Annotated in this window: 17 protein-coding genes; 12 read left to right on the top strand and 5 right to left on the bottom strand. The window is 45.7% G+C overall.

The features are described from left to right. Window positions 1–336: 336 nt before the first annotated feature. The 3 genes from EIZ58_RS34655 (at window position 337) to EIZ58_RS31675 (ending at window position 2022) form a co-directional block, all read left to right on the top strand. Window positions 337–666: a hypothetical protein gene (locus EIZ58_RS34655; RefSeq protein ID WP_240689486.1), complete on the top strand. Its 330-nt coding sequence runs from the start codon at window positions 337–339 to the stop codon at window positions 664–666. Continuing rightward, entirely contained in the window at window positions 663–1004 is a 342-nt protein-coding gene (locus EIZ58_RS34660; protein ID WP_240689487.1) for a BlaI/MecI/CopY family transcriptional regulator, read from the top strand. The genes EIZ58_RS34655 and EIZ58_RS34660 overlap by 4 nt, the downstream gene beginning before the upstream one ends. Window positions 1005–1221: 217 nt before the next feature. After that, window positions 1222–2022, top strand: a complete 801-nt coding sequence (locus EIZ58_RS31675) for a class I SAM-dependent methyltransferase (RefSeq protein WP_255438494.1) — start codon at window positions 1222–1224, stop codon at window positions 2020–2022. Between the two features lie 355 nt (window positions 2023–2377). Here EIZ58_RS31675 and EIZ58_RS31680 read toward each other — a convergent pair whose 3' ends face one another. Next, a complete protein-coding gene (locus EIZ58_RS31680; RefSeq protein ID WP_134705037.1) occupies window positions 2378–2584 on the bottom strand; it encodes a heavy-metal-associated domain-containing protein in 207 nt (68 codons plus the stop codon). A gap of 135 nt (window positions 2585–2719) precedes the next feature. Between EIZ58_RS31680 and EIZ58_RS31685 the strand changes: the two genes are divergently transcribed. The 3 genes from EIZ58_RS31685 to EIZ58_RS31695 all read left to right on the top strand — a co-directional run bounded on the left by EIZ58_RS31685 (window position 2720) and on the right by EIZ58_RS31695 (window position 4750). Continuing rightward, window positions 2720–3565: a C40 family peptidase gene (locus EIZ58_RS31685; RefSeq protein WP_134705038.1), complete on the top strand. Its 846-nt coding sequence runs from the start codon at window positions 2720–2722 to the stop codon at window positions 3563–3565. A gap of 93 nt (window positions 3566–3658) precedes the next feature. Beyond that, window positions 3659–4459, top strand: a complete 801-nt coding sequence (locus tag EIZ58_RS31690; RefSeq protein WP_134705039.1) for a hypothetical protein — start codon at window positions 3659–3661, stop codon at window positions 4457–4459. 57 nt (window positions 4460–4516) lie between these two features. After that, entirely contained in the window at window positions 4517–4750 is a 234-nt protein-coding gene (locus EIZ58_RS31695) for a hypothetical protein (RefSeq protein WP_134705040.1), read from the top strand. A 63-nt stretch (window positions 4751–4813) separates the two neighbouring features. On the opposite strand, the gene EIZ58_RS31700 is transcribed toward EIZ58_RS31695, so the two are convergent. Next, entirely contained in the window at window positions 4814–5011 is a 198-nt protein-coding gene (locus EIZ58_RS31700; protein WP_134705041.1) for a hypothetical protein, read from the bottom strand. A gap of 59 nt (window positions 5012–5070) precedes the next feature. On the opposite strand from EIZ58_RS31700, the gene EIZ58_RS31705 reads away from it, so the two are divergent. Together EIZ58_RS31705 and EIZ58_RS31710 are read left to right on the top strand one after the other, a co-directional pair. After that, window positions 5071–6195 carry a cysteine desulfurase family protein gene (locus tag EIZ58_RS31705; protein WP_134705042.1) on the top strand — a complete coding sequence of 375 codons (1125 nt, stop codon included), beginning with the start codon at window positions 5071–5073 and terminating at the stop codon, window positions 6193–6195. Window positions 6196–6256: 61 nt separating this feature from the next. After that, window positions 6257–6784: a hypothetical protein gene (locus EIZ58_RS31710; protein WP_134705043.1), complete on the top strand. Its 528-nt coding sequence runs from the start codon at window positions 6257–6259 to the stop codon at window positions 6782–6784. Window positions 6785–6816: 32 nt separating this feature from the next. Here EIZ58_RS31710 and EIZ58_RS31715 read toward each other — a convergent pair whose 3' ends face one another. Beyond that, the gene (locus EIZ58_RS31715; RefSeq protein WP_134705044.1) at window positions 6817–7200 is read right to left on the bottom strand and encodes an OsmC family protein; all 384 of its coding nucleotides are present in this window, start codon (window positions 7198–7200) and stop codon (window positions 6817–6819) included. Window positions 7201–7808: 608 nt separating this feature from the next. On the opposite strand from EIZ58_RS31715, the gene EIZ58_RS31720 reads away from it, so the two are divergent. From EIZ58_RS31720 to EIZ58_RS31735, 4 genes are all read left to right on the top strand, one after another. Then, window positions 7809–8183 carry a Na-translocating system protein MpsC family protein gene (locus tag EIZ58_RS31720; protein ID WP_134705045.1) on the top strand — a complete coding sequence of 125 codons (375 nt, stop codon included), beginning with the start codon at window positions 7809–7811 and terminating at the stop codon, window positions 8181–8183. Between the two features lie 97 nt (window positions 8184–8280). After that, window positions 8281–9309, top strand: a complete 1029-nt coding sequence (locus EIZ58_RS31725; RefSeq protein ID WP_134705046.1) for a sodium-dependent bicarbonate transport family permease — start codon at window positions 8281–8283, stop codon at window positions 9307–9309. A 24-nt stretch (window positions 9310–9333) separates the two neighbouring features. Further along, entirely contained in the window at window positions 9334–9816 is a 483-nt protein-coding gene (locus EIZ58_RS31730; protein ID WP_134705047.1) for a carbonic anhydrase, read from the top strand. Between the two features lie 156 nt (window positions 9817–9972). Continuing rightward, on the top strand, window positions 9973–10251 hold the full coding sequence (locus tag EIZ58_RS31735) for a YkvA family protein (protein WP_134705048.1): 279 nt from the start codon (window positions 9973–9975) through the stop codon (window positions 10249–10251). Here the strand turns inward: EIZ58_RS31735 and EIZ58_RS31740 are convergent. Both EIZ58_RS31740 and recJ read right to left on the bottom strand, forming a co-directional pair. Continuing rightward, window positions 10248–11423: a PASTA domain-containing protein gene (locus tag EIZ58_RS31740; protein WP_134705049.1), complete on the bottom strand. Its 1176-nt coding sequence runs from the start codon at window positions 11421–11423 to the stop codon at window positions 10248–10250. The two genes, EIZ58_RS31735 and EIZ58_RS31740, sit on opposite strands and share 4 nt — an antisense overlap. 155 nt (window positions 11424–11578) lie before the next feature. Further along, a complete protein-coding gene (gene recJ, locus EIZ58_RS31745; protein WP_134705050.1) occupies window positions 11579–13261 on the bottom strand; it encodes a single-stranded-DNA-specific exonuclease RecJ in 1683 nt (560 codons plus the stop codon). Between the last annotated feature and the right edge of the window lie 99 nt (window positions 13262–13360).

Here is a 13360-nt window from a genome sequence, read left to right on the forward strand (position 1 = left end):
TGGAAAGATTTCATCGATTCATATTGATGAGTGGATGGTGTTATTTGAGATAGTGTAAGTGGAAAAACGTCACTTATTCATATTATAGGACCGAGCAAAACATGAATTAGGTGGAGAAAGGTCAGCTATTTGTTTTTTTATCCCCTTTAACCTTTCAGTATTTAAAATTAGTTGACGTTTTTCCACTTAATCTAGTTAAAATGGGGAGAGATAAGTTATGTAAGTGGAGATTTTCCACCTATTCGGTTTGCCGCCTTTCCTCCCTCTTCCCGATTTGCTAGAATTGGAAGAGAGTCCCTAATACAAGGGTCCTTCTAACTCGAGAGGGGGAATAAGATGAATTTTGAAGAGCAATATGCTAGATTTTTAAGCGACCATCAAGCTGCCAGGAAAGGCGAGAGGCTCCGCCGTTTAAATGAGGGACATGCCTCGGCAGAAAAGTTGTTTTTAGAGACGGTATGGTGGCCTCTTTTTCACCATTTTCAGTATCTGCATCCGGAGTATGAGGTGGATGACTTTAAGGATGGTAAGCGGTATTTAGATTTTGCCTACCTCCGTCAAGGAATTAAAATCTGTTTCGAGGTAGACGGCTATGGTCCTCATCTGAAGAACATTAGTCGGTGGCAGTTCGCTGACCATAACTCGAGCGGCAGAATCAGCTCGTGATAGATGGGTGGGTGGTCTTACGCTTTTCGTATGATCACATTGAAGACAAGCCTCGTCGATGTCAGCAGTCCATTCAGCAACTCATGGGTAAAATTTTTGGCGATGAACACTCTCTCATTCCCTTGACAGCTCAAGAGAAGGAAGTCATCCGCTTTGCTATGAAAAAAGGCGATTGGATTACCCAAGGGGAAATCAGAGACCTTCTGAAGCTTACTTATAAACCGGTTAAAAAGATTTTATCGGAACTCGAACAAAAAGGATTGATCCACTCGGCATCCCAAAAGCAGCGGATTCACTTTTACCGGTTGGACGAGCGAGTGAGGAGCCCCTTTTTCTAGAATAAGTGGAAAAAAGTCTCTTACACCTCTCAAACCCCATATTCATAGACAAAATAGATGGATATATGCCATCTAGACTAATCTAACCCCTTCATCTGGATCCCTCTAGCATAAAATAGATGGACTTAATCCACCTAATTAGCAGTAGAAGCGACCAGTTTCCACGTTTAATTAAACAATCTCCACTTATTTAATCTCTTCATTCAAACCCAACTCAATCCCATCTCCCAAACCACGCCTTGCCGCATACCATAGAGTAGACCGATGCGGAAAAAAGGGGAGACTCATGAAAAAGTATAACTACCACGATTTCCTGGCTCACTTTGGAATTGGTGCTGCACATCCCGGGGGATTTGCCCTGACGAAGGAGTTGACAAAATCAGAATCGCTTTCACCCCAGCACAAGGTGTTGGAGGTAGGGTGCGGGACAGGTCAATCGGCTGCTTATCTGGCTCAGACCTATGGATGCCAAGTCACCGCTATAGAACCTCACCCGCTCATGTTGCAGAAGGCGGCTCAGCGTTTCCGTAAAGAGCGGCTGCCAATCCAGCTCATCCAGGGATCCAGCGAGAAGCTTCCTTTTCCAGGAGAATCTTTTGATTTTTTATTAGCTGAATCCGTCACGATCTTTACGAATATCGTACCATCGCTGAAAGAGTACGCGAGGGTATTGCGTCCGGGTGGAGTGGTGTTGGATATCGATATGACCGCAGGGCTGGCGTTAACAAAGGCGCAGCAGGAGGAGTTTAAGGAGCTTTATAGCATTCCTTATGTTCCAACGGAGAGAGAGTGGAAAAAGGCGTTTCGCTTAGCGGGATTTCGCTTGGCTAACGTGGTGAAAAAAGGAACGGTGGCGTCTGCCCTCTCGCCTAAGCAGCATCAGTACCTCGAGCAGCCGGAATGGAACCCGTCCGCCTACATTGACCCATCCCTTTATGATATTTGGGGTAAGCATCAAGATATCACACAAAAATATGCCAATCAGATGCAGTATGTGGCCTACCGTCTCGTGAAGTGAAGGGTTGGGCATAAGCCCAAAATACCTGAGTTGGGCTTCTGCCCATGCCGCTTGGGCGGGTGTACTCATAGGCTAGAGTGTAAGAGAAAGGAGTTCTTCACTATGAGTCATCAATCAGGCGGCGGTTTTTTCCAGGACGATGAGTTCTTAATCATTCTCGTGCTGTTTATCCTTCTTGTCATCCTTCTGCTCAGAAGAAACTAGCTTCCATCCAGCGTGGAGGCTATTCTTTTTTTACCGTGAAGGAAAGTATAGCTTGGACAAAGTATTAAAGCGAAGGAACTTTCCTGGAGGCATAAAAAACTTCCTCTTAAGGCGGTCTGGCTACTTAGAAAATACTTCGATGAAGTTTTTTCTACGTCGCTTCCACTCCTGTCTCTTGCAAAGCTTGTTTCATCATGTCGGGGTCCACCATATCGGGATTATATTCGACAAAAACTTTCTGGTTCTTCACATCGACCATCGCTCGCTCGACCCCAGCTAAGTAGCCAAGGCTTCGCTCGACCTCTTGTATTTTCGATTGATCGGTTAGTCCTCTAAGTTGAAATTCGATTTCCAGCATCGCTTATTCCCTCCACATTTTTCCCATAGTTTTTGGATTTTTGCAATTTTTATTCCCCCGTCCGTTGTATTCTTGAGGTATAATAAATGTATCCAACTAAAGCAAGATTTGACATCACTCGACCGGAGGTAACCTATGAACAAGATCGCAGGTATGGTGCTTTTTTCCTTTCTTCTTGCATCTAGCGCAGCGGCAGCAGAGGAGCATATTGTATCTCAAGGAGATACCTTGTTTAAGCTTTCTCGCCAATATGGAATGACAGTGGAACAGTTAAAGCAGATGAATCATCTATCCTCGGACATGCTCCTGCTTGGACAGAAGCTTACAGTAAATACCAAGGACAGTGCACCTCCGGCTCTCATAGGTCCTTTGCCAGTGGAGACCGCTCCCTTGCTAAGGAATGCTCTTATTAATGGAGATAGTGTAAATGTGAGAGAAGAAGGGAACCTTCAGGCCAAAGTAGTGACTTCACTTAAACGGGGAGCCAGTGTTCAAGTGATCGAGCGAGGAGAGCAATGGACAAAGGTGAGGGTCGGGATGACCCAGATCGGCTATATCTTTACCCCGCTCTTAACCTTTGCAGTAGAAACCACCTCACGATCTTCGGATATGTCAACATCCCGATTACAGCAAGTGATCTCCCCGCTGATTGGCATTCCTTACCGTACAGGTGGGACAAGCCTTGACGGCTTTGACTGCAGTGGTTTTACGATGTATGTCATGCAGCAGATGGGAATCAAGCTTCCACGCGTATCGGAGGAGCAATTTACATATGGTACTTCTGTTCAAGCAGGAGACTGGAAGCCTGGAGATCTCCTGTTCTTCGATTCTTATGGAGCGGGGAAAATTACGCACGTGGGCATTTACCTAGGGAACAACAAGATTGCTCACTCTGCCGTGAAGGCCGTGGAGATCAGTGATGTGACTTGGTACTTGAATAATTATCCTTTCTACGGGGCACAGCGCGTAATAGCGGAGTAAAGATGATATAATGAGTACATAGGAAGACTGTTCCTAGCGCAGATGCTAGCGAACAGTCTTTTTCCAGTGTATTGGTGATAGGAGGGCGAATTCGTGAAACGATCGATATTATGGATTACAGTCGGTGGGCTTTTAGGCATTCTTATAGGAGTATGGGGGTGGAATTCTTATTTAAATTCTAATTGGATTACCTATTCCTATCCTCAAGATGGAGCGAAAAATGTGCCTTTATTCGATACAGTAACTGTGCAATGGAATCCTACAGAATTTAAAGACATGGATATGAAACTGCGTTATGCCGATGATCCTTCCATCCCCATTCTAGGGGCGACGGCCGGCTCGAAGGAGGGGATGACTTTTACTCCGGAGATGTTTCTGCCTAATAAAACCGTCGTTGTATCTGTCAATGCCGGGAGACGTTCCTACTCCTTTCAGTTCCATACGGCTGCAGAAGCAGAGAACCGCATTGACCTTTATCGGGTGATTAGTGACCAGCTGTTCCGCACCCCCCATTCGAGTTCACCACCCGAAGTTCTCGCGCTCAACGCGAGTGTCCTTGCCAAATGGAGTGAGGATGAGCAAAGGATTTTGGGAAAAGGGTTGATGGCGTACCATGGACAGGTTGTGTTTGGAACGGTAGAAAAAGGCTTCACTTCAGTAGATCCGACCTTCACGGTCCCTCTTCATGAAGATACAGAGGCTCTTCTCCTCACGCTCGAGCTCTTAAAGCAGGAATTTGATGATTATCATTTCCGTGTGAAGGGAATCAGAGGGCAGGGAGTTCTGATCGGAAATCCGGGAAGCGAATGGGAAGGAGAATATATCGCTCGTTACCTTGAGGGAAAATGGGAAATCACGATTATCAAGGAAGACGGAATGCGCCCATGGGGATAATTTTTCCTTCAGGATGACATCATAAAAGGGAACATGATGTTGAAGGAGAGAAGGAAGATGGCAGATTTCCGGTATAATGTGATGCATGAAGTGGACGACAATGAATTAAGGCATATTCATCAGCTCTTAGACGAACTATCCCACCAGGATACCTTATCGATTTTGGTGGATCATGTGAATGAGCGGACGGAAGACCGCATTCAAGGCGCGATTGATCGGGATAAGTTTGACTTTTATACCAGAGGAATCAATGAAGATGATACGGAGTTTGTGGTAAGACGGAAAATGTAGGATTTATGATAAAGAGGCTCTCCATGGGAGAGCCTCTTTTTTCTATTCTGTGCTATGATGGGGTTAGGATCTTTCATCTTGATGGTCGTTCACAGGTAAGCCTGAAAACAAATCGGAAAACACAGCAGACTGGATTGTTGGATCCGTATGGGTAGGGAGCGGAAGGTTGTATCGCCTCGCTTGCATCTGATCGATTTCTTCCACTTGTTTTTCCGCTAATTGTTCATGGGCTTGCTTCATAAGATCTTCATGGTTCGTCATATTGGCATCACCTCAGTACCTAGGATTTCCTTAATTGTTTGTTCAAGGAGGAGTAAATAATGGAAAAGGTTTATTTGGACTATAACGCGAGTACCCCCATTGACCCTCGGGTCGTAGAGGCGATGAGCCCTTTTTTGCATGCCTATTATGGCAATCCTTCCACTAGTCATTGGGCCGCTGTGCCTGCCAAGGAGGCCGTGAACCGTGCCAGACGGCAAGTCGCTTCGCTTCTCCAATGTGACCCTTCGGAAGTCATTTTTACTAGCGGTGGAAGCGAAGCCAATAATCATGCTTTAAAAGGAGTTTTTCATGCCCTTGCTCATAAAGGTAACCATATCATTACCACAGCTATCGAGCATCCAGCCATTCTAGAGCCTTGCCGATTTTTAGAACGATTAGGGGCTAAGGTGACCTATATCGGTGTCGACCAATATGGAGAAGTTTCAGTAGAGGAAATAGAGAAAGCCATAACCGATCAAACCATTCTGATTTCAGTCATGCATGCGAATAATGAGGTAGGGACCATTCAGCCGATTCGCCAGATTGCTGAACTGGCCAAGAAACACGGAATCTTAGTCCATACCGATGCCGCACAATCTGTAGGTAAAGTGCCAACCAGAGTAGACGAGTTGGGGGTAGACCTGCTCAGTATTGCGGGGCATAAGCTATACGCTCCGAAAGGAGTGGGCGCCCTTTATATCCGTAAAGGAACACCCATTGAGTCTTTTATCCACGGCGCTGGCCATGAAGAAGGGCGACGGGCAGGTACGGAAAATGTACTCATGGCGGTTGGATTAGGCGTAGCCTGTGAAATAGCCGAACAGGAGTTGGCAAACCCAGGAATTCGGGAGCTGCGGGAGTATTTCTGGCGGCAGTTGCAAGAAGCCTTTGGAGACTCCGTTCGATTGAATGGCCATCCGGAGCATCGGTTACCCAATACGCTGAACGTCAGCTTTAAAGGAAGACCTGGAAGCGATATTCTTGGCGCCGTCCCTGAGCTAGCGGCTTCTACGGGTTCCGCTTGCCATTCCGGGCAGATCAAGCTGTCAGCCGTCTTGCAAGAGATGGGCGTTAGCGCGTTTGATGGACAAGGGACTATCCGGTTCAGTTTAGGACGATATACGACCAAAGAAGAGCTAGACCAAACGGTTCAATGGTTAAAATCGAGAGGATATACGGAATGAAATCGAGGACAAGCTCATAGAGTAGTAGGGAGATTTCACTGAAAGGTGGAGAAAGCAGAAGGTGAAGCCCTCCCGACTAACCATCACATTCATTTTGATTTTTTCTTTGCTATTAAGCGGCTGTTTCGCAACAACAGAAGAAAAACAAGAACAGGCGACCGAAAAGGATATGCGCTATAACTTAGCATCTATTGGGACAAACCAGAGCAATAAGGATCGCGACTTTGTGGAACTGGCCAAAACAACAATCCGATCTGCCCAGCGCTTAATCGGGGAGCTAGAGCAAGGATTGGGAGAAGCGCAAGGGCATGATGAGCTTCATGAAGTCCAAGAAATGATGGTTCAAGCCAACCAGGACCTTCTGTATCTTTGGAATAGAGCCAATAATGAAGTTGAACCTGATCATCCTGAATTGAAAAAGTTCAAAGCCAAGCTCGTCCATGTAATCGGCGAATATCGGCTGGGACTAAGTACAGAGCTGGAAGGTATGGAAGTGGGTAATCCTTCTCAATTAAGGGAGGGTTATCAATTGTCAATGAAGGCTTGGCACGAGCTGCAGCAGGTTGCGGAAGACGCACAGAAGCTTTAACAAGAAAGGGCAGGCTAGCAAATAGCCAGCCCTTATTCTATCAGTTCAAACGTTTCGGTTATCTCGATGCTATCCTTGACTGACTGGACCATCGGACAGTTTTTTCGGGTGAGTTCCAGTGCTTTTTCAATTTTTTCTACATTCAAGTCCTTGCCTTTGATCAAGAAGTGGACATGAATCTTCTCGATTCGATTGGCTTCTGCTTCATTTCTTTCGACTTTGGCTTCTAAGCGAATATCTTCATAGGGAATGCGCATCTTGGTAAGAACCTTACGCAGGACCCCTCCGCTGCAAACGGCGATAGAGGAGACCATGAGCTGGAAAGGTCGAAATCCATAAGTCTCGTCCCCGGAGATATGAAGCTCTCCATACTCAAACTGAGTGATAAACCCATTTTCTTTCATCGTAAATTCCATATGTACGCCCTCCTTTATTTCTCATGGTTATTATAAAGGAAAAAAACAAAAATGGCTAAAGCAATCTCGGTTACGAGTGCTTTAAGCCATTTTTAAAGTTCTATTGCCACTGACAGGAGAATGATCCCTAAGATCAAGATCCCGAAGGAACCAAGCAGAATATTCACTAAGGAGCTGTTTACCGTGTCCTTATAGGATTGTACCGGAGAGTGGGAAAATGAGCCACATTCGTTACATACGCCAGTAGAGCTAGCGGTAGGAGTTTTACATACTTTGCACTGCATGAATGTTCACCTTTCATAAAAGGAAATCTATAAATCTAAACCTTTCTTATTTTAATCAAGATAGACTAGGAATGCAAATGAAAATCTTAGTAACTTTAGGGATTGACAAAAGAAGAGCAAGCCGATAAGATATGAATAAATATAAGTTCCGAAAGATCCGTATAATGAGCCTTATCTTCATTCCAGTTTAGCATTCTGTAACAGTTATTGAGACAGGGTGAAAAAGTGGTATTAAGAAATAAGGTTTTGTCTACGATAGATCGGTATGTTCCTCTTTTTTATGGGAGGAATGTGCCGATCTTTTGGTTTATTGGAGGAGAAACGATGGATAAAGCACTTTCCAAAGGTGAAATGGAGAATCTCATCAGCCGAGCGTTGACGCAATGGGAAAAGGAGTATTTAGGAAGAGGCTCCGTCTTGGTGAAGACCGATATTGTAAGGAACATGATTATCGTTTTGCTTAAGGGGATTTTGACACCGGCCGAACAAAACTTAGCTAAAACCCAGGATGGTCTTCTATCTATTAAGAAGATCCGGGCCGACCTTGTTGAATCGGGAACAGACCAGCTGAAAGAAATAGTGGAAGGAATCGCGCAAGAGCGAATTTCAAGCTTTCATACCGATATCAGCACTCGGACGGGTGAGCGCATTATGGTTTTTATGATGGAAGATAACGTAGAGAAAAAACTGCAAGGGTAGATATTCAAAAGACCGCAGAGGTCAGTTGAAGATAAACCGGCAATGTTCCTTTTTAGGGGGATTTGCCGGTTTTTTTCATTTAGAGAGGAGTGGAAAGATGTTAGATATTGTCGTTCATAATTTAGTGTCACCGGTGGTGTTGTTTTTCGTATTAGGATTGTTTGCCTCGTTTGTGAAGTCTGATTTAAAATTTCCTGCTGGGTTAAGTGAGTTTCTCAGCATCTATCTATTAATCGCCATTGGATTAAAAGGTGGAATGGAGTTAGCCGAGCATTCGCTTACCCATCTGGTTAAGCCGATCTTGGGAGCTCTATTGCTAGGGGTGATCATTCCCTTGCTTACCCTGTTATTTTGCCGGTGGATCAAGCTGGATCTAAAAAATTCGATTGGTCTTGCAGCTACTTATGGTTCCGTGAGCATCGTGACGTATGGAGCAGGTATCTCCTTTCTAAGTCATGCGAACGTAACGTATGAAAGCTTCATGAACGCCATGGTGGTGATGATGGAAAGTCCAGCAATTCTCGTCTCCTTGCTCCTGTTAAAGGCAGCCGAAGCACGCAAAAAGAATCATGCTCACCTTCACCCTAGAGCGATGGGCATTATGGCCCCGCGGTCCTTATCCCTCACCTCTTGGGTAGAGCCTGAGGTTATTCGGGAGAGCCTGTTTGGAAAAAGTGTGTTACTGCTTGTAGGAAGTATGCTTGTCGGTTTGATTGTCGGCGAAGAAGCCGTACCTGTGGTAAAGCCTTTATTTATTGACCTATACAAAGGATTTTTGATTCTCTTCTTGCTGAATATGGGACTCGTAGCGGGGCAGCGTCTTGCCGATGTCACGAAGCACGGGATAAAACTGGTCTCCTTAGCCGTGATCATGCCTTTATGTTTCGGCCTGCTCGGGGTTGTCGTGGGAAGTGCTGCCGGACTTTCTCTTGGAGGAGTAACGCTTATGGGAATTCTAGCAGCAAGCTCTTCTTATATCGCTGCTCCTGCGGCCTTGCGCACGTCTGTACCGGAAGCGAACCCGTCCATCTACCTAGGCTTGTCACTGGGAATTACCTTCCCGTTTAATTTAACGGTGGGTATTCCCGTGTATTATCAAATGGCGCAGTGGATGTTAAATTTATAGATTCGTAGAAAGCGAGGTCTTGAGATGGAGAAAAGATGTATCATCATTTTGGATATGAAGCCTGAGCTCGAGCAGGAATTGCCTCAAGTCACCGGATTTCACATGGAGGAAATGATTATTATGAGGAGCTTCGGAGCGATTATCCAACCGTTTGGCTGTCTCCTGCGCAATATCATCATGTCAATCTATGATCACCCGATTACAGATATCTATCTTGTTGGAGAACGCCATCAGAAGGGGCAGCCACTCGTCAATCACGAATCCATACTTGATAAGATGAGGAGAGACGGGATTTCAGAAGAAGCCATTCGAACGATCGAGTATGTTCCTCACACGGTAGGAAGTGATTTGCTTAAGTGGCTGAGCGGAGAGGGAGCCGTAGATTTAAACATTAGCAAAGGGATCAAGATGATTCAAAACCATCCGTTGATCCCTCGAAGAATTCAGGTCCATGGCCGGACTGTAGATTTACGTACGAAGGAGAGCGAGGGTGTCCCCCAATGTTGAGGGGACGCCCTCTTTTTCGGACACGGGATTTCTTCTTTCCATGAAAAAACCCCCATAGGGGGGAGTTAGGACACTGGTTCCGTATTTGCTGAAACTCAACTACTTGAAATCGGCCAAAACTCACAGTATGATAAGCCTTAAAAAGGAGGGGAATCTATGAGAAAATTCTTTCGTCGTATCCGTTTTTTATTAAATATCCGGAGATCTATCCCCTTTTTGTTTGGATTTTTTCGATCGAAGGAGGTTCCTCTCGGCTATAAACTGCTGTCAGGATTGCTGGTCCTAGGTTATATTCTCATTCCTTTTGATCTCATCCCAGATTTCTTCCTCATTTTCGGTTTAATAGACGACATGGCTGTACTGGCTTGGGTTCTTCAAACCATTGTGAAATGGGCCCCCGCCTCGCTAAGAGATAAGTATCAATTAAAGGACTAGTTAGCAGGTCCTTTACTTACCCAAAAGGTGATCCGGGACCCCTTGGCCACTTGATCTCCAGGTTCGGGATCTTGCTTAAATACTTCGCCTTCCGGCCTCTCATTAAAGTCTAAAAAATATTGGTAGCGGAGTCCTTGATCGAGGGCCCGCTTCTCAGCGGCTTGAAGACTCTCACCAACCATATTAGGCACTTCAACAAAGGTGGTTGGTTCGGGTGAAGATTCGGGTTCAGGAGTAGGAGCCTCTTCGGGTTCAGGCTCTTCGTTCACGGTTTCGGTCACGGGTACAGGCTCTTGAGGAGCTGGAGGCTGTAGCGTTTCCTCTGACTTGAACCATAATCCTCTCGTCATGACTGCAAGGAGGATAATCAATAGAAAAAAGGTCGGCAGTAAAAACATCTTGGCTCGCTTGGGCTTGGTCGTTTCGGTCTCCGAAGTACAATGAATGGTTGGTTCCACTTCTTCATGAGAAAAATCAGCGGATAGGGTTGCATGATTCACAAGCCTATTCATGCTCAGGATGAGGGAAGATAAAGTGTCTTGTCCGTTCCGTGCTCTTCGCAGCATTCGGATAAGGGACTCTTTTTCTTCCTTGGAACCATTCAGGGGACTCTCCATAATCTCTTCTTCGATTCTTTCGAGCTCTGTAGGAACGTCGACCGAACGGGTGATGAGCTGGTAAAGGAGGGTAGCTAATCCCATCGCTCCTCTTTGTTCCCGCTCTCCTTCTGTCCAGTAATTGATTACCATGACTTGGTTCTCATAAAGCCAAAGATTCTCGGCTGTGATGGAATATCCTCGAATGCGCTCTTCTAATGCATCCTGCACCGCTTTACCTACTTGAATGGCTATGGATAGGATTTCTTTTAAACTATAAGGATCGCTCTTTTGTTTCAATAATTGGACAAACGAAATTCCTTCTCGTTTTTCTAATACGGCAAAGGCGCCTTCCTTGGATACTCCCATATCCAAAATGTGAAAAAAACTAGGGTGGACCACATGAGAAACTCCTGCCATCATTCTTGTGTGTTCCTCATCCGAAATTTTGGACTTTTCCATCCGATAAAGATAAACCTGACGTTGTAAGGATTCATCTTTTCCTAAGAATAGGCTTCCCGAAGGTGAGGTGAAGATCTTCTCGCTAAATTGGTATCGTTCATTCAGGGGGATCATCCTCCTAACCTCCTTATCCAGAGAGTTTATCCTAAATTATTCGCAAGCTGTCTACGTTTTTATGTCGCGCTATTAAATGTAATATTAGCCATTCCACGCTAAAATCCTGCTTGAAAGAAAAAGAGGCGAATGAATTCGCCTCTCGCGTATTTTCTTTATTCCACCCACACGGGGACGATCTGCATGGCTTTCCAGAAATCACTGTACTCAAAGCTGCCATAATATAGTTGCGGTTGATGAAAACGGGCGCGTGAGGCTCCGGACCACATGGCGAAGGGGACGTTCATAAACCCAATCTGCAACTTGCCAATTTTCTGATCCTCTTTTAGTTCACGCCCTGGCAGCAACGTTCCCTCGACCGCCCATTGCACAGGGGGAAACGCTTGTCCAAAAGGCTCTAACTTGGTCAATACCTCAAAAAAGCGGTCCATATCAGGTAAATCATCTAGGGAGAGCAAGGCATCCCAGCGATGAATCTTGATCCACGTTTCTGGAGGATAGGTGTCGAGTTCCTCATCCAAGGCACGGAAAAAGGGCTCTACCATGTTTTCATCTTCAAACGTGAGTCCGGCTGCCGCGGCATGTCCACCCCACTTGTTGCCAAGCAGATGCTGATACTTTTCCATCAGCTTAAACAGGTGCACGCCTTCGATCGACCGCGCCGATCCTTTCACCTTGCCTTCATGCTTCGAAAGACAGAAGGTCGGCTTATAGAAGCGGTCTACCATCTTCGATGCGGCAATCCCTACGACCCCTTCATGGAAGGACTCATCCATGATGGCCAACACATGTCGGTAAGGCGAGTTCTCCGCTTGCTTCATGCCCATTTCTACAACGTGCTCCTGGGCTGCTTTTCGTTCCGTATTTCTTTTTTCTAGCTCATCTAGAATGCTCATACAATAGGACTCATCTTGAGAGAGTAGGAGGTTGACGACAGGGTCCGCGTCTTTCATGCGGCCTGCTGCATTGATCCGCGGACCGATGGAGAATCCTAAGGTTTTGGTGTTAACCGCTTTCCACCCGAATTTATCTTTCATAAGACGGAAAGCGAGCCGCTGGCCGCTTCGAATTTTTTCCATGCCTAGGCGAACATAGATCCGGTTATCGCCTCGTAAGGGCATAATATCACAAACCGTCCCTATGGCCACTAGGTCTAGTAGATCTTCAGAAACCCAAGCTGGAGGCTGCTTTCCCTGGCATTCCCAGATCCCTTTCATAAATTGATAGGCTACGGTGCAGCCACAAATGCCATGGTCAGGATAATCGGTCACCATCGGGTGAATGACGGTATAGGCATGCTCAGGAAAGGATTGCTTGGGCTCATGATGGTCAGTGACAATGGTATCGATTCCAAGCTCCTTTAGCGTACGAATTTGCGAGTCGCTAGACACGCCGCAGTCTACGGTAATGACCAGTTGAGGCTTTTTCTCCAATAGGCGAGGCAGGTTATGATCATTGAGTCCGTAGCCCTCCGTGAATCGATCCGGAATAAGGTACTCCACTTCATATCCGTAGTGCTTCTGCAGAGTGGTCAATACGGTCATGATCACCGTTGCTGCTGTGGTGCCGTCAGCATCGTAATCTCCTACGATAACAATCTTTTCTTTATTTAAAAAAGCTTGCTTTAATCGCTCGACTCCTTTATAAATCGATGGCCCAAAAGCGGTACTGGGGGTTGTTTTCTCTAAAGTTCCATAAAAAAAATGCTCCAGTTCATCTATCGTGGTTACTCCGCGCCGAAAAAGGATCGGACCAAAGATCTGAGGAATGCGCTGTTCTTTTAGCCATTCCTGCATAGGAACAGGAACATAAACTGGATCATAAGGCTTCCATATCATAATGAATCTCCCTTTATGTACTAGGTAGATTCCATCTTACCATTCCTAGCAAATAAAATGAACCAAGCAAATAGGATGATTTCTTGCCATCCGGGGAAA

This window comes from Ammoniphilus sp. YIM 78166 (assembly GCF_004522215.1).
Classification (GTDB): Bacteria; Bacillota; Bacilli; order Aneurinibacillales; family RAOX-1; genus YIM-78166.